At 41.8% G+C, this 19,704-nt stretch carries 15 protein-coding genes and 1 pseudogene; 5 read left to right on the top strand and 11 right to left on the bottom strand.

What is annotated here, in order from left to right:
• The first annotated feature begins 1 nt into the window (after window position 1).
• Window positions 2-874: a hypothetical protein gene (locus ACLHV8_RS22385; protein WP_000771834.1), complete on the top strand. Its 873-nt coding sequence runs from the start codon at window positions 2-4 to the stop codon at window positions 872-874.
• Window positions 875-902: 28 nt separating this feature from the next.
• Here ACLHV8_RS22385 and trhN read toward each other — a convergent pair whose 3' ends face one another.
• From trhN to parM, 11 genes and pseudogenes are all read right to left on the bottom strand, one after another.
• Window positions 903-4,091 (bottom strand): IncHI-type conjugal transfer protein TrhN, encoded by a 3,189-nt coding sequence (gene trhN, locus ACLHV8_RS22380; RefSeq protein WP_000776701.1) that lies wholly within the window; start codon window positions 4,089-4,091, stop codon window positions 903-905.
• An 18-nt stretch (window positions 4,092-4,109) separates the two neighbouring features.
• Window positions 4,110-5,165: an IncHI-type conjugal transfer protein TrhU gene (trhU, locus tag ACLHV8_RS22375; protein ID WP_181231580.1), complete on the bottom strand. Its 1,056-nt coding sequence runs from the start codon at window positions 5,163-5,165 to the stop codon at window positions 4,110-4,112.
• Window positions 5,166-5,309: 144 nt separating this feature from the next.
• Window positions 5,310-6,821, bottom strand: coding sequence for a TrbC family F-type conjugative pilus assembly protein (locus ACLHV8_RS22370; protein WP_001256132.1), 1,512 nt, complete (start codon window positions 6,819-6,821; stop codon window positions 5,310-5,312).
• Window positions 6,808-7,320, bottom strand: coding sequence for an IncHI-type conjugal transfer protein TrhF (gene trhF, locus ACLHV8_RS22365; protein ID WP_001286760.1), 513 nt, complete (start codon window positions 7,318-7,320; stop codon window positions 6,808-6,810). The genes ACLHV8_RS22370 and trhF overlap by 14 nt, the downstream gene beginning before the upstream one ends.
• 277 nt (window positions 7,321-7,597) lie before the next feature.
• Complete coding sequence (gene rsp / locus ACLHV8_RS22360; RefSeq protein ID WP_001232109.1) at window positions 7,598-11,902, bottom strand: IncHI-type conjugal transfer protein RSP; 4,305 nt, start codon at window positions 11,900-11,902, stop codon at window positions 7,598-7,600.
• Between the two features lie 119 nt (window positions 11,903-12,021).
• Window positions 12,022-12,576: a plasmid transfer protein gene (locus ACLHV8_RS22355; RefSeq protein WP_000235773.1), complete on the bottom strand. Its 555-nt coding sequence runs from the start codon at window positions 12,574-12,576 to the stop codon at window positions 12,022-12,024.
• A gap of 8 nt (window positions 12,577-12,584) precedes the next feature.
• The gene (locus ACLHV8_RS22350; protein WP_000836981.1) at window positions 12,585-13,010 is read right to left on the bottom strand and encodes a hypothetical protein; all 426 of its coding nucleotides are present in this window, start codon (window positions 13,008-13,010) and stop codon (window positions 12,585-12,587) included.
• Entirely contained in the window at window positions 13,000-13,452 is a 453-nt protein-coding gene (hdtA, locus tag ACLHV8_RS22345) for a H transfer determinant A (protein WP_000952689.1), read from the bottom strand. Before hdtA ends, ACLHV8_RS22350 begins: the two co-directional genes overlap by 11 nt.
• A 603-nt stretch (window positions 13,453-14,055) precedes the next feature.
• Window positions 14,056-15,023 (bottom strand): annotated as a pseudogene (locus tag ACLHV8_RS22340) (IS5-like element IS903B family transposase).
• A 21-nt stretch (window positions 15,024-15,044) separates the two neighbouring features.
• On the bottom strand, window positions 15,045-15,557 hold the full coding sequence (locus tag ACLHV8_RS22335; RefSeq protein ID WP_031942296.1) for a hypothetical protein: 513 nt from the start codon (window positions 15,555-15,557) through the stop codon (window positions 15,045-15,047).
• Between the two features lie 11 nt (window positions 15,558-15,568).
• Window positions 15,569-16,606 carry a plasmid segregation protein ParM domain-containing protein gene (gene parM / locus ACLHV8_RS22330; protein WP_103488154.1) on the bottom strand — a complete coding sequence of 346 codons (1,038 nt, stop codon included), beginning with the start codon at window positions 16,604-16,606 and terminating at the stop codon, window positions 15,569-15,571.
• Between the two features lie 363 nt (window positions 16,607-16,969).
• Here parM and ACLHV8_RS22325 point away from each other — a divergent pair, with 363 nt between their 5' ends.
• From ACLHV8_RS22325 to ACLHV8_RS22310, 4 genes are read left to right on the top strand one after another with little or no spacing between them, the layout of a single operon-like run.
• Window positions 16,970-17,917 carry a metallophosphoesterase gene (locus ACLHV8_RS22325; RefSeq protein ID WP_000718595.1) on the top strand — a complete coding sequence of 316 codons (948 nt, stop codon included), beginning with the start codon at window positions 16,970-16,972 and terminating at the stop codon, window positions 17,915-17,917.
• The gene (locus ACLHV8_RS22320; protein WP_000700976.1) at window positions 17,914-18,750 is read left to right on the top strand and encodes a hypothetical protein; all 837 of its coding nucleotides are present in this window, start codon (window positions 17,914-17,916) and stop codon (window positions 18,748-18,750) included. Before ACLHV8_RS22325 ends, ACLHV8_RS22320 begins: the two co-directional genes overlap by 4 nt.
• Window positions 18,743-19,264 (top strand): hypothetical protein, encoded by a 522-nt coding sequence (locus tag ACLHV8_RS22315; RefSeq protein WP_000598517.1) that lies wholly within the window; start codon window positions 18,743-18,745, stop codon window positions 19,262-19,264. Before ACLHV8_RS22320 ends, ACLHV8_RS22315 begins: the two co-directional genes overlap by 8 nt.
• Window positions 19,261-19,650 carry a hypothetical protein gene (locus ACLHV8_RS22310; protein ID WP_000815011.1) on the top strand — a complete coding sequence of 130 codons (390 nt, stop codon included), beginning with the start codon at window positions 19,261-19,263 and terminating at the stop codon, window positions 19,648-19,650. The genes ACLHV8_RS22315 and ACLHV8_RS22310 overlap by 4 nt, the downstream gene beginning before the upstream one ends.
• Window positions 19,651-19,704 lie beyond the last annotated feature (54 nt).

Genomic DNA, 19,704 nt, shown 5'->3' with positions numbered 1-19,704 from the left:
AATGAAACTTTTACGTTTAGTATCTCTGGTCTCTTCTGTCGTCATTGGTTTTTCCCTATCGGGTTGTGCCGGTGACACCGGCACTACGCCAGGCACCGCTCTGAATGCGTACAGTCACGGCCAGTACTGGCATGCTAATGCAAATGATTCTGTCGCCAAGAATGCCTATTCGTTTGCTGGTTTCGACGTTAATTTTAAGGAGCAAGAGGTTACTCCTGGAGGGGATGCCGACAACTTTCTTTCTAAGTATCTCATCAATAGTTCGATGGGCTACGTAACAGGCGGTCTAAAAGGTTTTGGGATCATGAGCCTCAGCTCTTTGTACAGTTCTTCTGACGCCGAATACATCCAGGTCAATCAATACCTAGTGTTCGTCCCCAATCCAAAAAAATTGCCTTACAATGATGAAAGTTTGGTACGTGAGGGAGCTAAGTATGTTTTTGAGCATACAAAAGCAACTCAGGCCTCATTTGGATACAACCCTGAAAAACAGAAAGCAGCTCTGGCCACATGTAAAATTGATATGGCAGTCGTCAATAAATGGAGTACCTGTGATCTGCCCTCTAAGCCTGATGCTGATGTTTTCCCTACAGATTCAATGTACAGCTTTCAGGCGATTCGCCCCGCAACAGGAACCGAAATTCCTGAGCTAAACCTTCCCGCTGGTGATTACGCTGTAATTCGTTATGTGTTCATCCCATTTAAAGGAAACGAAACAAGCGCTGATTTTTCGGGTATCATTTTCCGTTCTGATAGCCCAAATACAACAACTCCAGGGGGTGTTGCAGCCTCCATCAACGGAAAAGATTATTACCTCTTTACCGGTGAATACGGTAAAAAAGGCTTCCCAGAAAAAACATTGAAAGCCAAGTAATTAAAAAAGGGGCCTAACGGCCCCTTCTTCAATATTTCGGCAACTGCTTGCCCGTAACCGGATCCAGCGTAGTTGAACCTACCTCACATATGGCCGGTCGAGGTAAATAGCTACAATCTACATTTTCCTCTTTTATAGCCTGAGCATTTTCTTGTCTGGCCTTTATCATATTTTCTTCACCGCCCATTGCTTCCTTGGTACGTTCTGATGGAAGTTGATAGTTCTCATTCTGGAATGGTAAGTTTTCCACAATTGATTCTTCGGAGAATTTTGAATATTGATCAGGAACTTCTCCTACCTGAACTGCATCATTAATCCACTCCGTCAGATCAATTTTATCGAAATCCAGTTGCTGTATTTGCTTTATTGATAGCCCCACGCAATTAGAGGCGACAGGGTCTATTCCTAATTGCGGATAAGCTTGTTGCATAATAACGCGTGACAACATGGAATTATAACAGCACATGTCTGTTGCTTTTTTAACGCATTTCTTTGTGAAACCAACATTCAGATATTTGACGCATCGTTCCGTATCTAATGTAAAACAGGATTTTTGATTCTTATGAATAGAAGCTTCCATCTCTTTCTGGTCGCATGCTACCAACATTTCTAAAAGCATTTTAGTGACCTGATAGGCTGTATAAATCCAACCGATCACGTTTAATGCAAGCATAAAGTTTTGAACCGCAGCCGAGAAGACAACCTCTCCTCCGGTAGTAGCAACGTTCTTAAAGACAAAGTCACGAACTGTATCTGGTAGCAATTCGTAGGCTTTCTTCATTGCCATCTGCTTAAGCTGACCTATACCGAAGCTGGACATTGTTTCCTGTGCCAACTGGCCAGCACCTCCTGCCCCTCCAGAAGTTGCGGAAGACCCAACTGCCCTGCTTAGATTACCAGCGACGTTTTCATATACGCTCGTTAAGGAGCTCGTGACGTTGTTCCACATTTGCCCTACTGTTTTACCAGCTGATGCAGTCCACTCTCCGACCGCATTAGACATAGAAGCCCATGTACCTGTATCACCGCCGGTCCATTTTATTAGCTGAGCATTAACTCTGGTCCAGTTTGTGTTTCTGATCATAGATCCGGCAAGCATGATACCTTCAAGTGCTCCTGCGGTTCCCTGTGGTGCTTCGCAGCAGTCCGTCTTTGCCAGGCCATTTACAAAGCCTACTGAACGACCACACCATTCAGGTTTTCCTTCAAAGACGGAACATGAATTGGCATCGTTAGGGTCTTCGCATTTGGCTTCGCCCTGCATGTACTGAACCATGTTTGAATAAGCCGCAACTTTTCCAAAATCGTTGTTCTCTTCCTTTGGCCCAGTTTCGCATGTTCCACCTGAACATGGGATCATGCCAACACAGGCATTTGTAGAAGATTCAACCTCCCGAACTACATCCTTCCCTCTGTCACAGGTGTATTTCTGTTCATACATGTAGCAACTGTTAGTGCCCTCATCGAACCAACCCTCTGCACATGTTTGTTTATCGAGTACACATGCTGCATCATTTTTATAAGCACTACATGCATCAGGCATACTCTTTATTTCTTCATAGTTGTAACAGAGGTCCTTTCCATTAGCGTCTTTCATAATTTTTCCACTAGCGTCATAAGAGCAAATTTTGTCTTTGGCCAATGGATCACAAAAGTAGCCTTCAAGGTTTGTCTTCCAGGTAAGAAATCCTTTATCACCTTCATACAGAGGCTTTGCCAATGAAAGCACGCTTTCCGGAAGCCGTTTTGTGCCAACATCCATATCTTTAAACCGATCGAAACGGCAGAATGTATTCGGAGCTTGTACAGCATCGTAACAACCAGCTGGTTCCTGGACGTGCTTATCTTCGAGCTTCATATTTTCAAAAGTCAGCTCAACCTCAAAATACCCTTCACCCTTCCCACCAACCCATACTCTGGATGCCATTGTCACTTCTCGATCAGGCTCCTCATACACCGATTTTCTGACCTTATCAGTCACATCGTAAACCTTGTCGAGTTTCCACGATTTTTTTAACTCCCAAGATCCCTTAGGAGCCGGATAGTCACTTTCTCGATATGCACCATCTATGTGAGCAAAAATCTGCGTGCCATCAAGTGTTACCCGCATGTGGTCATCCCACTCCGCGTTAACAATCTTTGCTGAGGCCAATTTTGCATCCGGATGGAATTTTAATGTCAGTTCGTTATCATATACCCCGTCACTCCAGTAGTTGTCATCACGGCGACCAAACCATATACGCACACAATTATCGCCGCACATCGACATGTCTCCGTTTCCGCCTGAAATGTAAACAGGGACTGAAAAATCACGGGTTATCGTGCAGCTGCTGAAGTTATCTTGCTTAGGCGAGTTACAGTAGAACTCTTTGTAATCAGGATAGTGTGTGGTTACTGTTTTTTTAGAGGTCTCAACATTACAGTTCTGAAGCCAGTTTCCAGTACCAGCAACAGCATTTGTTATCTCATTTCTCCCCGCAGTAAACATGGGATCGTTAGGCTTTATAGATGATGCCGGGTTGTCCTTGTTAGCATTTACGAGGGTGCGGTAGGCAACGCCATCATAACTTTGAGCATCAAATAACTGGCTTTTCCGATTCTTTATATCGTTTACAAAGCCATCCTCATCCCCATAACGATCTGCGGCATTGAACTTAATATCGCTGTGCTTTTGCTCTGAGCTGAAAATCTCTCCGGTATTTGTTTTGGTTCCAGGAGTAGTATTGGGATTACTGCTTATACCAATGTTGCCATTAGCATCCCGAGAGAGCAGCTTTGCCCCTTCCTTGGTATAGTTTGAATTGATTGTCCCTCCAGACATACTCGGCAGTTGTACGGCGCTACCAATGGACTTTCCATCGGATGCGGCATTTTTCATGACACTTTCATTTGAGTTCCCTGCCCCATACTTTCCGAGATTAAGATTAGCGGATTCGGCTTTACCCACGTATTTCTCGGTGATCTTCCCACTGACATTCTCGCCTGAATCCGCATTCTTGTACTTCTCAACAATGTCCTGAGCACTGGTTGTCGCATTGCGATTTGCGTTAGGATTAGCAAGATTAAAGTTACTTTCGAGCTGGTCAAATATAGCGTCTGCCGCATAAATACGAGGAGTCATTACCATATTTATGAGAGAGATATAAAAAGCCCAACTCATAGTATTGGCAATCATTGATGCAATAATAGTTGAAGCTATCGTTTTTCTAAGTTTCATTATTTTTACCCTTAGAAATCAAGCGCCTGGTATATATCTGACGCAACAGTCATTGTAACGCCACAACATATAGACATAATTATCATTGCCTATTTTTTTGCGCCCACCTTTAAGGGTTGACCAGTCATGTACCGAATCACCAAGACGATGACAGCAATCCGGCCCTTTCGCCTCAGGAGTTGGGAAAAGCATTGAAAGCCGATACTGGGAACGAGGTGTAAAGTATTCCCACGTTTTCTCACACATTGCGTCTGCTCCCATCGTTCGCATCAGCATTCCCTGGCGATGTAGTTTAGTCAGAAGACGCTGGGTTATCAGTGAACTCGTCCTTACAGCGTCATCATTTGCGTAAATGTGGCCGGTTAATGGATAAAGGTTGCCATCGCATCCGGCACAAAAGTATGCAGCGAGATTATCCTTTCCTGCTGTTACTGCTACACAGTCAGCAGCGCACACCATTGAGGCAATTGGGTTTGCAAAAACTACTGCCTCTGGATTCAGGACGAGTGTAAGCAGATCACTTTCCCACATAGGGTCCACTTCGCTTATATAGGTCAGGCTGGCATCTATATAGGGTTCAGCAGTGCACTCGCCAATAATCAGTAATTTGAGCATTGTCATGATTGGGAACTCCCAAAGATGAACATCGTAAAATCCGGCTTCAGTTGCTGTCATTGGCTGATTTGTGTTGCTTTTACCAATATCAAACTGCGATTTTTGAAGCATCGTGCCTTCAAGAAAGGGGCTGCACCAGGGGCTCTTTACAACTTCAACAATCTTCACCGGCTGAAAGAAGCTCAATTGCCAACCTATTTCCGGTACGCCGTTCTGATCTGTGCAGTAGCAACCCGGACGTGAAGGAGCAGCGCCTTCTGGAGCTGCCCCTATGCCCATTATCCTCATGGGAAAAATGCAGCTCCAACAGATATTCTTAATCAAGCCCTGCCACACTCCAGCTGACTGACACATAGCCCCAGGGACTCCAGCATCTGCTGCCATAGCCATACCCGGTATAGAAAGCGAAAGCATAACTGCTACAATGAACTCTAAAAGTAACTTTTTGAATTTTTTCACCATCATGCTCACTTGGATGTAATAAATGTTGCAACACTTTCGATATAGTCGACGGCTTTGGTAAAATAACTTCTCATCTGGTCCGGATAATTTAGCGTCAGCCATGTTGCAAAGAGAGCGCCTATAATAAATCCGAGTTTCATCTTATTTTTCCTCTGAAAGATTTGGGGCTCCGATACCACGGACTTCTGCCTCGCTAAACAGGGTGATCCGGAATTTATCTTGGTCAGTAGTTATAAGCGCAGGTGTGTTTTTAATCTGAAAGCGTGAGATGATCTGTTCGTTAACTTTAAACACCTTACCGTTAAATTTTTCACGTAAATCATTTAGGTGATCCCATCCATTATCTTTTTGGATACGGGTAAACATTGGCATTACTTTTCCACTACCCAGACGTTGTCGATACTGCTGCTCAGCCCATACCAGCTGGCCCGGATTGAGTGGATCGAAAATTATCATCGTCAGGTTTTGAGGAAATCTCGAAAGTGGATTAATCAACTCACCGGCGGAAGCTATTACACGGCCCTGCTTATCTTTTACGTCCTGAGTGACCCTCACTGTAGGGTCAATTAAAAATTCTTTGTGTTCCTGGGCAGGAGGGAGGTCGACCATCCATTGATTTTTCCATGTGTCAGAAACGGCCCTTTTTTTTGCACCTTCCCAGTCATATTTTTGTGCACGTTCTTCCAGTTCTTTAATGATGCTCTTTTCTTCAACGGGATAAGTGGTACCAGCAACCGGGAAAATATCCTGATCGGGTTTTTTAGCAAGTTCTCGCTGAAAAAACTCAACGTTGAAGGAGCCTACCATTTTTGCAAAACGAGCTTGCTCCCTAGAAATAATTGTCGGTACTTGAGTTACTTGATACTGACTGAAGCTATCAGGATCAATTGTAATCAAAGGAGATTCAAATTTTCCTTTGACAATCATTTGGTTTATTGCTGCCTGTGTCTCTGGTAGCCGAGTAGTTCCTTTCTTTAGACCATTGAAAACTACACGAGCTTTATGCTCTGAGGCCGTACGTAGAAGGTCTTCCAGTACATAATCCGGCAAGCTAAATGAAGCAAAGATCGTTATTCCATTTTCAGTTGATAGTGCTTCTTCACGTGTGCTATCCATTTTTCTTTCGAAGTCAGCAGCTGTGATGCCCGAGGAACCAAACAATTTTTCGATATTTTTAGATTGTCCTCGCATGACTTCCGGCTTATTTTCCACAGCTTTCAGAGCCGCTTCATTAAGGCTGGCGTTTTCTTGAATTTCATCACGTCTTCTAATTATATCGTTGACAGCTTCAGAGTTATTACTTTGGGCCCTGATAGCCTGGGTATGGTCTATAACTGCTTGAACACTATCCGCATTCATACCGGGGACGTAACCACGGTTTATTTGCTTGCTCAGGTCCTGGTTTTTTTGGAGTGCTTCAGCTTGCGCTATGTACTTCTGCACATCTGGTGATTTTAGCGTAGCATCAAGGCTAAGAGCCCCATCTGGCTGCTGTGCACCTTTAGCCTGTGCCCCAAGCCCTTTTGCTTGCTGAGCGATTAGGTCAGCATCATGTTGATACTCAGTGCTTGCATTTGTATTACTTAAAACTGCACATAACGCAAGTCCAGGAAGTATTGGTAAATATTTTTTATTTACATTAAAAGATCGCATATGTTTTCCCAATTACTGAATTCAGCTTTACTGTTCCCCAAAAACGGGAATCCCATGAGTGATCGGTTTGCCCAATTAGGAAAACTTCGCCTTCAGGAATTATCAATTCTTTTTCAATCAAAATGGACGGAATATTGTATTTCTTCGAAATACGACGTGCATTAGCTTCAAAAAATTTGTCCCCGTTATAAACCCCATCCATTGTTACTTTAAGTTTGTCACCGCCCACACCGGCAACAATTTTTATGACTCGTTCATTTTCTGGGATAAAACGTACCGATTTCGGCATGTTAAATGCTATGAGTTCACCAGTTTTAATACTTTTATCCGAATGATCAATCATATAAAAATCAGCAGGCAGGCACCCATTCAATAAACCGTATCCAAATGTATAACGGGTGAAAAAGACACACATAACGAGAATCAGCAATAAAATATTAAGGGGGACATACCAATCCAGTATAAGCAGCCCTCTCTTTTTAGGTATGTAGTCGCTCATATTTTTCTCACTGGCACTGAAGAATATTTTTACTAGGCAGATGCACCTCTATCCAAGTAACTATTATCCATGTTTTTCAACGCTCGGAAGTCTGCAAACTAACCTAATATTCACCTATAAGAATGTTAATTCCTCAGCATGTATACGCAGCTTTGTTAGCGGCCATGAAAGATGCCTTTGGAGCAAAGTTACTTTCCGACATTAATTTTTCAAAGGTCCAATTATTGGGTATAAAAAAGCCGGGACATAATGTCCCGGCTTTATATTTAAAAATTAACTACTCACTGCTTGGTATTGATACAGTGTTTTCAGACTTACTTGCCTCTTCAGCCGGTCCGAAAACTGTCACGTGCTGTGTTGCAAAGTCTCCACTATCATCATAAGCAATTACTTTTATGTCCTGCTTACCACGGTTAAGGTTTTTAGAAAGTGTAGCCGTACTACCGAAAACGTTCCTTAATTCGCCGTTGATGAACCATTCATATCTAACCATTTTTCCATCAGTATCATCACATTTATTGGTAAAGCTCCAGCTTAGGTTGGTTTCCGTGTAGCTCAATGTACAATTAGGCACTGCGTTTTTAACGACATCAAACTCAACAGATGCTGAACCTCTCTGTCCAAGTTTACTAACAACATCAATTGTAATCTCGTATTTCTTTTCTTTTAAACCCGAGATCAGTTGAGCCCAATAATTTTTGCCGCTGGGTATTACTTCACCGTTCACCTTGTATGTGACCGTATCTATCGAGTCCGCCGAATGAGATAGCTTGATGTTTGACCTTAAGGTTACATCGAGTGGAGCTCTCATATATTTGTTAGAGAACTTGGGTGTCATCTCAACGTTCATTGGCGTTTGTTCATCGACAACAAAGGTATTTTCGATACGCTGTTCATTGTTTCGGTTATCTTTGAAAACAACCATCAATGTATATTTGCCAGGATTTTCAATTGTAAATTCTTTGGTGTCACCTTCATCTTTAGTGATTACCAGATTCTCTTTGTCGTAGATCCATTCACGGGAATAAGTAACACCAGGATAGTCTCCATCCTTAATACCGCTCAACGCAACGCGTAGGGTGGTCGGTGCCATGTCGTATTTAAGTTTGGAGCTTATTTTCATCTCGGGAAATTTATAAACCCACGATTTGACAGAAACTCTACGGGTAGAAACCGTATTCTCCTTATTGTCCGCTAACCATGCACTGTATTCAAAAGCAGCATATCCCTGTTTATCCAACATTTGCTCAGTAAGGGTAACAGACAGTGAAGAGCCCTTAAATGTCTGGCCATCCGGTGTTTTCCATTCTTCAACTACGTTATTACCATTCTGGTACTTACTGTTAGGGTTCGTGAACTTACCTTCCAAAGTAACTTTTTGACCAACCTCTACCTTTGAAACCCCCGTTACCGAGACAGAAAGGCGCTTGGGTTTTGCGGCTGCCAACCGAGCAGACGTTTCCTTCCATGAAGACTCCTCTGCCAGTTCATCGGAATCAAGGTAACGCATCCGGGCATAAATCGTAGACGGTAGGGTATCAGCTGAAGCCACAGTGTAAGTTGTATCTCCCTGCACCCAGTTGACTTTATCCTCTGACCAGAGAACCTCAGCGGTGCCTGCTGGTATAGGTTCATCGTTATCAAGCAGGGTTACAGGTATATCTGAGCCCTGAAGAATGTCTGTAACATCTATACTGAGCTTAGGCTGCTTGTAGGTAACTACCGTTAAGGCATCTGTGTAGGAAATCTTGGATGTGAATTTATTAGTCATTTTTGCCCTATAAAGCCACTTTCCTACTTCTGTCTTTTTGATACTTACACTTCTCTTTCCGGTCATGTCGGAAAGCATGGTCCAGGTTTGACCATTATCAGAGGACTGCTGCCATTCGGTGGGGGCGAGTGCATCAGAGTTAGCCGTACTGGCAGATTTGAAGCTTACCAGAGTACTAAGTGGGATCCTTCCGATAATAAGGCTTTTCGACAGGTTACCCTCCAGTTCCTCACCTTTATAGATTCGAATGCCTACAGCACTGGTCTCACGTTTCATTTCAAAATCAGAGAATGGCGATCTGACCTTAGCCACACCAACCAGACGCATATTACCCAGATCCATATTTTCAATTTTAATCTTGGTTTCGACAATGCCCGCATCATTGACCGGCAATGCTTCAGTCAGCGCAGTTCTTTCGTATGTAGTTTTATAACGGCCTGTTTCTGGATCTTTGCCGTATACACTTTTTTGAGAGTATATCGTGACGTCCCATTCTCCCATTGTTTTACGGTCAAATGCACTTTTACGTGTGGAGTTGTTATAACGCCCCACTGTTACCTTTAAGGGCACTTCAAGAGATGTGGCTGTTTTTTTGTCATCCACTTCCATCGATGCTCGAATATTGAAATCAGGCACCGTATATACGTTGAGGGTGTCTGTAGTTCTTAATTCTGGATCCTTTGAGTATTCTACAGCTATGTCAAAGACGTTCTTTGTCCACAATGGTGCAGCAGCAACCTTGACCCTTTGTACAAAGGTCGTTGCATCGTTGTTTGAGGAACGATTTTTAAATGACGTTTTGACAGCCTCAGAGCCGTTTTGAGAGACGATCATCGTAACGTCAGCTGGTACCACCTTCGCTAATATTCGAGCGGCCTCCCCCCCGGTCGTATAAGCCAGAGCAGTGTTCGGATTGATGCCTGCTATGACTTTATTCTTTTTGTAAGAGATGATCGGGTTGTATGGTAATTGTGTGGTCAGAGTACGGCGATTCCTTGCGGAAACCGCTTTAGAGCCCTTCCCGTTAATCATATAGACTTGATAGTCGAGCAGATTCTCACCTGTTTTATTAAAGAATCCAGTTAGACCCGGGGTACGTCCTTTAAAATAGAACTCCAACCCATCAGGGACATTGTTCCACTGAGGGTAGCATGCTGTAACATCTGATTTTTCCCCATACCAGGCGAGGTAAGCATTCGCATTTTCCTCTGTGGTAAACAGAGTGCATTTATCACCAGCTGTTTGACTAAGCAGGTCCGTATACTGACGTACGCGCGAGTAAAGAGTTACGTTTTTTTCCAGATTCTTAAGAGTGAATCCAGTAGGTTGATAAGTGAACACGGTACTGAAATTTACGTTTTTTCCATAAAGGTTTTCAGCCACCACAGTAATCTCGTGATCCGAATTAACTGCTAAATCGTCTCCAACCGGCAGGTAGTAAATACCTTTATAATTTGTAGGTGTTAACGAAACTACTTTGTTGTCTATTGTTACTGATTTTATGTCAGCAACCCCAGCCTGCCCCTGGAAAGCTGCAACGATAATCTCGTTCAGGAAGTATACGGGTGCTCGTTTAGTTAATACCTGCCCATCTTTGAGAACCATAAGCGTTGGGTTATCAGACAGCATCAGTTTGCTTTCAGGCTCAGTGTACGTAGAAGAGTTTTTGCTCGTATTTTCTACTGTAAAAGTCGCTGCGTAGGACCCGTTTATAAGATCCGTTAAGTCAAAGATATAGAGGTACTCATCACCGACTTTTTGAGGTCCACTTACCGGCTGTAAAGTTCTACGTAAAGGGGTTGCCCAGGACTGTTTGAAATCAATCTCAGTGCCATCATCTAAAGTCACTTTAGTCGTCGGCTTAAACACGCCATCCGGAGTCATAGTGAGCGACATAGCTGTTGGGAGCCACCATTCACCTTCTGTTTCTTGCTGGGGTACCTTAACGGCCACAGCAACGGTTTTGGCTCCGGTATAGATGTCCTGGCCACCTACTTTGATTGTTTTAGCCTCATCGGTAAAATTCCAAAGTGTATGGTCTACTACAGGAGGCCGATAATCCCAGTTAACAACAAGCTTTTTGGATTCAGGAGGTGCGAAATAATTATTCTTAGAGTTTGCTGTAATTGTGATATCACGTGAACCCAAAAGTTCATCTGTATCACTGGCCTTAATGCTTCCAACTTCAATGGTACAGGAAGTTCCGCCAATAGGTACTTCACAGGCGGAGCCTGAACCTATTGAGATGTATTGAATATAATTGCGGGGTTCAACAGAAACAGCGATATCTTTGATCGCTTCATCCTTTAAATACGATTTGAAAGAAAAGCCGTCATAGACTAATCCGTTCAGGGATGATTTAAGACCGGTGATAGTTGGTTTTACCGGTGCCACACTTTTGATTGAATATTCACCTTTTACTATTTCAACTTTTTTCCGTTCAGAACCAGAGAAGTAAGAAATCTTGTAAGGTAGTTTTAAATCACCGGTGGTGTTGGGAACGCCTGAAAGAGTGAAGCCGTTAGAAGTTAATCCCAAGGTATTGGGTAACCACTCAAAAAAACAAACGAGGTTATCAACAGAGGAAGTCGCTCGATCATCAACCGTTACATTACAGGCTGTGCCTGCACCTGAGGCAGTGATAGTGTTAGAATTAACGTATGCAACAAAGTCGCCCGGCCCCGGGTCAAAGGATACGGCTGGCAAATCAGCCTGTAGCTTTCCTGAAATCATAATCGCTTCAGCATAGACCGCTTTAATCGGAGCAATTAAAGAAAACAACAGGGCTAAACCTAAACCTGATTTTCTCATGACGAATACCTGTTTTTCTGAGCAAAATTAAACTCACTTTACGATGAAAAACAGAAATATCCGTTCGTATAACATTTAAAAAAACCTGTATTTTTCCGTATATTCCGTATGTTAATGCGCTATTTTGAATTCTTGGCTTCAGATAAGCGAAGCGCGGTAATTATAGACTCGGAGCTTACCCAGGGCGTTTTTTGAGCAAGATATCCAAGTATGTAGAGGCCAATTTTAACGCAATCCATTTGTGAGACGGGGACCATGTGCATGAAGGGTTTTAAGCCATCTTTATCGACTGGAACTATCCCTGCGGATAACAACAAACCGCCCCTCTCGTTTGGGGTAACGCTTATATTTTTGTATACGACGTGGCCATGATGTGAGGTTTTCCTCTTATCAATCTTTAAAGTATGCATGATTCTAAGAAATACAGATGCCATCTGCATAACTTCATTCGTCGACAATTTTAGAAGTACAGAACGGTTTGAGCCCCAGTCATAATCTTTTTTTGCGTTCCTTGGAGCGACGTGCAATGTAAGATAATAATTATCAATCTCATTTGAAAAAGGTGAAGGTTTTGATGAGCTAACATCTTCATTGTTCATCTCAATGACAAGGGCTGCATCCTGACCAAATGCTTTAACATTATGGTTTTTAAGAGCGAAGTCTGAAGTTGCCATATAAAAAGTCACTTTTGATAAAACCACATACCGCCTAATGATTCATCATCGGCAAGATGCTTGAAATTTGATAGTGTAAATCCTGTTTTGGTTTCAGAAATCACCAGGCTGTAAGATGCCGTATGTACAAGGCGAGAATTGTTTAGATCAAGATCATCACAAAAACCAGGGCTTTTGACGGGGTCAGCCTTTTCAACAAAAGTTACTTTTGAAGCGATGCCGTTGATCACGATTTTCTCGTTATCAGCAATTTTAATGTTTAAAGAAGGCGAGCTTTTATCACATGGCAGGAAGAGTGATGTCTTTTTAAATGTGTTTCCAGTGAAGTCCAAAAGGTCAGGTTTAACCGGAACATTGTTTAGGATTTTATAAACTCCAGCAAATGCACATAACACAACAAAACCAGATAAAACATATCTAATCTTAGACTTCATCCCCCAGTTCCTCTCCTAAAAGTTTTAACGCGCTTACGCACATAAGCCTCAACTGATACAGTAAGTTATCAGCGGTTATTCCACCAACGAAGGTAACTGTACGTCGTATTGATGCTCCGCCAGGCTCGCACTGGATATGGCCAATACCAGAATCACGGAGGAAGTCATTTTCTGCACTTACAAGGTCTGACTCTACAGGTGGAATGATAACTTCAATGAGTATTGTATCAACTGGGGCCCACTCCCAATCGAACTTAAGAGAGGAAATTGGGGATATAGAAACAAGAAGCTCATCAATATTAAAAATTACGGGTTTTATTCCCATAACCTCAGACTGAATGAAGTGGCTTTCTACCATAACTACCGGAAACTCTGAAATAGTCAGAACTCCGATTAACTGGTCTCGGCGTAAACCATGTATTAGTGAGTTGCGAGATAGCATTCGATCAGCCTTTATTATAATAATCAATCATTTGGGACAAGGACAAAAGGGATTACAGAAACGAAGATTCTACATGAACATCGTTGTCAGTGACCTTAGGTCCATCGGGTATAAGGGTATCAAAAAATCCTTACATAACCATTAAACCACAAAGACTTTTTACGTAAAATAATAATTAAGTACCAGATTTATTAAGATAATTCTTAGGTTTTTTACAAATTTAGGAAAAATCCGCACTTCCTGTAACAGCATCCAAATTAACCTAAAATACCGTTTCATTAACAGTAATTTTACAGATTCAGCTGAAGCCTGAGTTTATTATAACAAAAAAAAGGCCAGCAAGTATGCTGGCTTTCCTGGTAAGACAAGTTGAACTCAGAAGTCGATTGTACTGTCTCTCACCTATCTTGCCAAAGTCGCTAGTCGCTTGTTTGCCTTAGCTTTAGATTTTATGCTTATGGAGGCGGTTTGATTTTCATCCGATACTTTTTCTAGCACTGGCACCACAGAGGAAATGGACTTTTCTTTTGAAATTTTGGATGCACCTGGGCTTTGTTGAATAAATCAGATTTCGGGTAAGTCTCCCCGTAGCGGGTTGTGTTTTCAGGCAATACGCACGCTTTCAGGCATACCTGCTTTCGTCATTTTGTTCAGCGCTCGTACCAGGGCCATAGCCTCCGCAACCTGACCATCGTAGTCACGCAGCGTCAGTGAACCCCCGAACAGCTGTTTTACCCGGTACATCGCCGTTTCCGCTATCGAGCGACGGTTGTAATCTGTTGTCCATTTCCACCGCGCATTACTCCCGGTCATTCGCTGATTAGCCACTGCACGGTTACGGTCTGCATATTCACCGGGCCAGTAACCCGCACCTTTTCGGGGGGGATAAGCGCGCTGATTTTCTTACGCCGCAGTTCATCGTGACATAGCCGGGTATCGTAAGCGCCATCGGCGGCGGCTGACCTGATTTTCCGGTGGGTTTGCCGGATTAACCCGGGGAAGGCCTCTGAGTCCGTAACATTGTTCAGCGACAGGTCAGCGCAGATGATTTCATGTGTTTTACTGTCAACGGCGAGATGCAGCTTACGCCAGATACGGCGGCGTTCCTGGCCATGCTTTTTGACTTTCCACTCGCCTTCACCGAAGACCTTCAGCCCGGTGGAATCAATTACCAGGTGTGCGATTTCACCCCGGGTGGACGTTTTGAAACTGACATTAACCGACTTTGCCCGCCTGCTGACACAGCTGTAATCCGGGCAGCGTAGCGGAACGTTCATCAGAGAAAAATGGAATCAATAAAGCCCTGCGCAGCGCGCAGGGTCAGCCTGAATACGCGTTTAATGACCAGCACAGTCGTGATGGCAAGGTCAGAATAGCGCTGAGGTCTGCCTCGTGAAGAAGGTGTTGCTGACTCATACCAGGCCTGAATAGCTTCATCATCCAGCCAGAAAGTTATGGAGCCACGGTTGATGAGGGCTTTTTGTGTAGGTGGGCCAGTTGGTGATTTTGAACTTTTGCTTTGCCACGGAACGGTCTGCGTTGTCGGGAAGATGCGTGATCTGATCCTTCAACTCAGCAAAAGTTCGATTTATTCAACAAAGCCATGCACCTGAAGAAAGTGGGCTTTCAGATGGTATAGAGGTATCGCTTCCCTCATTTTCAATCTTCACACCAAAGCAGGCATGTTCCTTTTGTACAAGGAAGGTTTCTTTTACAGAAACAGAATCCTGCTTTGAATTATCTAATTGTAGAGGTGTTAAATACTCCATAAACTTTTGATCTAAGACATTCTCTAGCAATACATTAATAGGAGGCTTAGGTTCAGTATCTATAGTATTTCCATCATTCAGAAACCTATTAAGATCTGCAAGTGTTAATCTTTCGTTTAAACCATTTATAAAATTTGCCAAGTCAGGAAATAAATTATTTAATACCAACCCGGTACTAATAGCCGACCTAATTAAATCCAGTTGGTCACCCCTATGACAAAGTTCTGTTTTTTTCAAGAAACTATAAACATAGGGTGCTTTTCTTTCGGATATCCAGAAAGACCGGATCTGAATCCGGTCGTTATCTGCCTTATTTGAGATAGGGTATTTAGCCATGTTCTAGCTCATTATTCTGAATAAATAGTATCAGCAATTGCCAAAGATAATGCGAACTGCGGATTGTCTACCATGATAACTTTAGCCGTTTCAAAATGTTTACGAATAGCTGTTTCGATGAGATATGAACCTCCCCCAACAAGGAAAACATTATGAGGCCTCTCTTCGACTTGTGTAACCGCTCTGATTACTTTACTTTGCAACTTCTGTACCGCAGAGTTTACCGCATCAAAAACACCGTCACGCTTGTCCTCTGCAACCTTCAAAGCTGATTTATCATGACGATTATCAACAAGATGATGAATGTAAGCATTACTCGTATTCAGTTTCTCAGATTCAAGATACCTGCTGATCTCATCGTAAACAATAGAACAACCAATACGGTCAAAACCTTTTACTTTCGAAATCTGTTCTAATTGCCCAGTAATACTTGCAACATCAAGAGTAGTACCACCAAGATCAATTACCAAACTTGATTCAAATGAAGCAATATCCTCAATTTCATCTGCCCGGGTCACAGCTGGTAAAGATTCAGGGAAAACAGTCACAGACAAAACGTTAAAAGAATAGCGTTTACCGTCAAGATAACGCTCTACTGGTTTCATCAGATTATCTTTTTTTCTCTGAATATTTTCAATATTCGTTTCCCCTAAAGCAGTATAGAACTGGCTAAGTGGTAAAGTAACAAAGAGGTGAACATCCTGAGGAACTAAACCAGAAGCATGAAGTGCATGGTGAACATTTAACCGGCTAATTTCATCGTATTGGTGAGATACATCAGTCGATGCCAGTGAGTTACTAGATTCGCTGTGATGCGAAAACCTTTCCAGCCCATCAATAAGATAGTTAAAAGGATTGAGACCCTCATGGCGAACACGGAAATCTGGAACAAAACTATTTTGTGTAAGCAAGGGAACTAATTCGTTTCTTTCATTAAGACAAACCAGTTTTGCAGCTTTACTTCCATCATCGACAACGATTTTTAAAGCTTCAGTGATATCCTGCACTGATGGTGAAACAGGACTTTCAGATTTTAATAGTTCAGCCATAAAAACTCTCTTTTATTAATAGGACCATATTAGATATTAACTTTATACATTAATGGTGACCTATTATCAACATTAACACTATTAAAAAAATACGTAAGTCTATGTTATTTCAGCATCCTTCCATTTTAAATACCTTACCGTTAAATTTCCTGTATTCATGTATTAACCATGTTTATAAAGGAGCCAATTATAATCAGAAAGTTACTTTGCATCCTAAGTATGAACTGTTTGAGAGCCAGGACTGGGGCCTTTACCTGTAAGTAACAAAGGTCCTTAGGCTTAGAATCCAAAATGACGCCTTTTTGTAAAAAAATCATAGTTCGAAATACCGTATCATCGATGTAAACATACGTAGAGGAATTTATGGCAGCTGAGCACGTCCAAACTATAGACCTTACAAACTTCTCCGGAAGGATTTTCTTTCTGGCAGATCCTCATGGACATTACTCTGCGCTGTGCAACTTGATCCAATCAGTTACAAAGCCAGAAGAAGAGATAGTAATTTTCTCTACTGGAAATTTGTTTGACTATGGGCCGGAACCCATAGAATTGATGAAGGCGATAAACAGTGGCTTTTTCGATGGACGTTTTGTGAGGCATTTCTCAGCTGCCGGAGCCGGAGAAGAAATGTTAAAAAAATTGTTACCATTAAACAAAGACCGGAGAACATTTTACCCCAGCACATACCTCAATGAGAGATGGTGTGTAATGGGCGGAAAGTGGCATAAAGCTGTGAATCGTTACTATTTAGAGGAAGAGGTAAAAAAACTTCTTAATACCCAGCTTGGTACGATGATGCAGATTTTACTAAAAGGCGATATAAAAATTGGGGTTTGCCCTTCTGATTACGCCCCTATCCGCACATCATTCACTGATACTTATAATGCGCTTCAAGCATTCAACTATGCCAATGTGAATATTTTTCAGAGCCAGTTTCTATTCGGTATGGACCATGCCGTAATACCAATGATGATAAATGACGTCAACCTTATGGTCCTAGGTAGGAATCCTGTAAACAGCATTCGAAAAGCCCATGGTCGTACTCAAAACAATCTTCCAGTACTGATCGGTAATTGTTTGCATATAAATACTGGATCACTCTATATGTCAAAATTAGAAGACCAGGTAATAGTTGCTCCGGGTATACCGCAAACTGACTCACCAGCACTTACATTAGTAGAAATAATCATGAAGAACAATCCAGTTTTATTGTGTCATCAGCTAATACAAACAACAAACAAGTTTTATTCACTTAAAACCTATCCTTTAGAACTCGATTCGATTGAAAACAACATTGAGGTAACAAGATGAAGATAAATTGGAAGATTATCTCAATTTCAACATTACTTTTGCATCTTCACGCAGCAGCTGCACCACATCAAGAGAAAGAGCATAGAAAAGATGCTTTTTCTTCTGCCGCACAGAAAAGTGATTCACTTATATCTGCTAAAGCGGAGCTTATAAACGGAAGGTGGTTTATAAATGGTAAATATAGGCCTGTTCTAAAGACCAGCATGACCAAAACCAATTTCTTAGAAATCATGAATGTTTCAAATAAAGAATCACTTTTTATTGTGATACCAAAACTTGAGTATAATATCATTGCCAAAAATAAAATCTTACTAAATGAAAAAATTGCATTAAGCGAAGGCACATCCGGAAAAAGCATTGTTTGGGTCGAGCCAAAATCAAGTCTAACTATATCGTTTATAAATGACCTTGCTAATACGCCCCTTCAGGCTATCGTTTCGATCACAAGAAACAACAAAGATATAATTGCCATCTTTGGACCGGATCAGGGTAAAGGGTTTACTCTTCCCGGAAATACGTCTAATGATCAAGTGTCCGTTCCTGACTATTCTGACCTAAATATAAAAAAACTTAACATACCTCAAAGTGTTGGTAATCCAGTAACCATCAATCCTAAAGAGAAGAATTACCTCTTAGTTGGACAAGGAAAATATGAAATCTTATCTCTTCCTAAATATCAACATTTAGTATTTTCTGAACCCGTTTATATTGAGAAAAGAAAAAATATCCTCGGTGGTTATGGTTATTGGACGAAAGAAACAATTCTCTACCCCGGTGAATCATTATCTTTTATAACGAGCGCCAAAAACAATCTAAGGAAGCGGGATGATTAAAGTTATCACACTTTTATTGTTTGCATTACTGACTGGTTGTCAGTCAGTAGAAAGTAAAATCGAAGAACTCCCGACAGTTGGTTTTGACCCTATTCTATACAATAAAAGTGAGGCCTTTACTGACGGAAAAGTTACTTTACGTGTCGAAAGTTCAGGAACTGATGTTTGGCTTGTCGCCAAGAATGGAACCAGAAGTTTTATTGAGCTTTCAGGCCTAACGCTAGGTGGTAGTCGTTGTGCTTACAATGCCCGTAGTAAGCAACTTTTGCCCCCAGGCAGCGTAAGCACATTCGTAGTTCCTACGGTTGGAATGCTTGGACTTTGCTTCAACAATGAAGATCAACTTATGTTTATTAACCGTGCTTTTAGCAGAATCTCTCCCAAAGCAAAAGGAAAAGATTCGCTTTCGCTTTTATTTTCTGTTAGTTACGATTTTCCCGGAAAAGCGGACCTAATTACTAACCACGATTTTCAAGAGTTATATCTTTTATTTTTGAATGAGGATAATCTATGAAACAAACATTAATTGTTATTTTAATATGTTTTTGTCACACGGCTTTAGCATATCCATACCGTATCTATACTGTCCCGGAAGGGGCATTAGTAAAAAACATACTAACTAATGAATATCTAGGAAAAACCCCTGTGGTTGTGGACGTGAGCAATACCGAAGCTGGTTCTACTTTTGGGATTTCATTATTTAGACATGAAAATGTTGCTATAAAGATTTTTACAGTAATGCCTTCAGCAGAAAATAATTTTGCTGTTTCTGGACCTGACGTTGCAACTATGTCATTGCCGGGAAAAGCACCTTTAAACGTAGTAAATGATGGGAATGGCGCTTCTGTTCATATAGAACTAAGACCTTATATGTCAGAACCTGCGCACACCCCATATTAATATAACAAGAAATTAAAAATATAAATCATATGAACTGCATCATAAAGATGCAGT

Source organism: Enterobacter sp. CPE_E863 (genome assembly GCF_046521465.1).
In the GTDB taxonomy this organism is placed as follows: domain Bacteria; phylum Pseudomonadota; class Gammaproteobacteria; order Enterobacterales; family Enterobacteriaceae; genus Enterobacter; species Enterobacter adelaidei.
Note: the sequence above shows the minus strand (reverse complement) of the source record. Positions and strands in the feature narration are given on the sequence as shown.

Bases quoted from the DNA above. Each gene is read 5' to 3' on its own strand.
- ACLHV8_RS22315 (WP_000598517.1), top strand. From the start codon at position 18,743: ATGATTAAAGTTATCACACTTTTATTGTTTGCATTACTGACTGGTTGT.
- ACLHV8_RS22335 (WP_031942296.1), bottom strand. From the start codon at position 15,557: ATGGCTAAATACCCTATCTCAAATAAGGCAGATAACGACCGGATTCAG.
- hdtA (WP_000952689.1), bottom strand. From the start codon at position 13,452: ATGCTATCTCGCAACTCACTAATACATGGTTTACGCCGAGACCAGTTA.
- ACLHV8_RS22385 (WP_000771834.1), top strand. From the start codon at position 2: ATGAAACTTTTACGTTTAGTATCTCTGGTCTCTTCTGTCGTCATTGGT.
- ACLHV8_RS22355 (WP_000235773.1), bottom strand. From the start codon at position 12,576: ATGGCAACTTCAGACTTCGCTCTTAAAAACCATAATGTTAAAGCATTT.
- trhN (WP_000776701.1), bottom strand. From the start codon at position 4,091: ATGAAACTTAGAAAAACGATAGCTTCAACTATTATTGCATCAATGATT.
- ACLHV8_RS22350 (WP_000836981.1), bottom strand. From the start codon at position 13,010: ATGAAGTCTAAGATTAGATATGTTTTATCTGGTTTTGTTGTGTTATGT.
- ACLHV8_RS22370 (WP_001256132.1), bottom strand. From the start codon at position 6,821: ATGCGATCTTTTAATGTAAATAAAAAATATTTACCAATACTTCCTGGA.
- ACLHV8_RS22320 (WP_000700976.1), top strand. From the start codon at position 17,914: ATGAAGATAAATTGGAAGATTATCTCAATTTCAACATTACTTTTGCAT.
- ACLHV8_RS22310 (WP_000815011.1), top strand. From the start codon at position 19,261: ATGAAACAAACATTAATTGTTATTTTAATATGTTTTTGTCACACGGCT.
- parM (WP_103488154.1), bottom strand. From the start codon at position 16,606: ATGGCTGAACTATTAAAATCTGAAAGTCCTGTTTCACCATCAGTGCAG.
- ACLHV8_RS22325 (WP_000718595.1), top strand. From the start codon at position 16,970: ATGGCAGCTGAGCACGTCCAAACTATAGACCTTACAAACTTCTCCGGA.
- rsp (WP_001232109.1), bottom strand. From the start codon at position 11,902: ATGAGAAAATCAGGTTTAGGTTTAGCCCTGTTGTTTTCTTTAATTGCT.
- trhF (WP_001286760.1), bottom strand. From the start codon at position 7,320: ATGAGCGACTACATACCTAAAAAGAGAGGGCTGCTTATACTGGATTGG.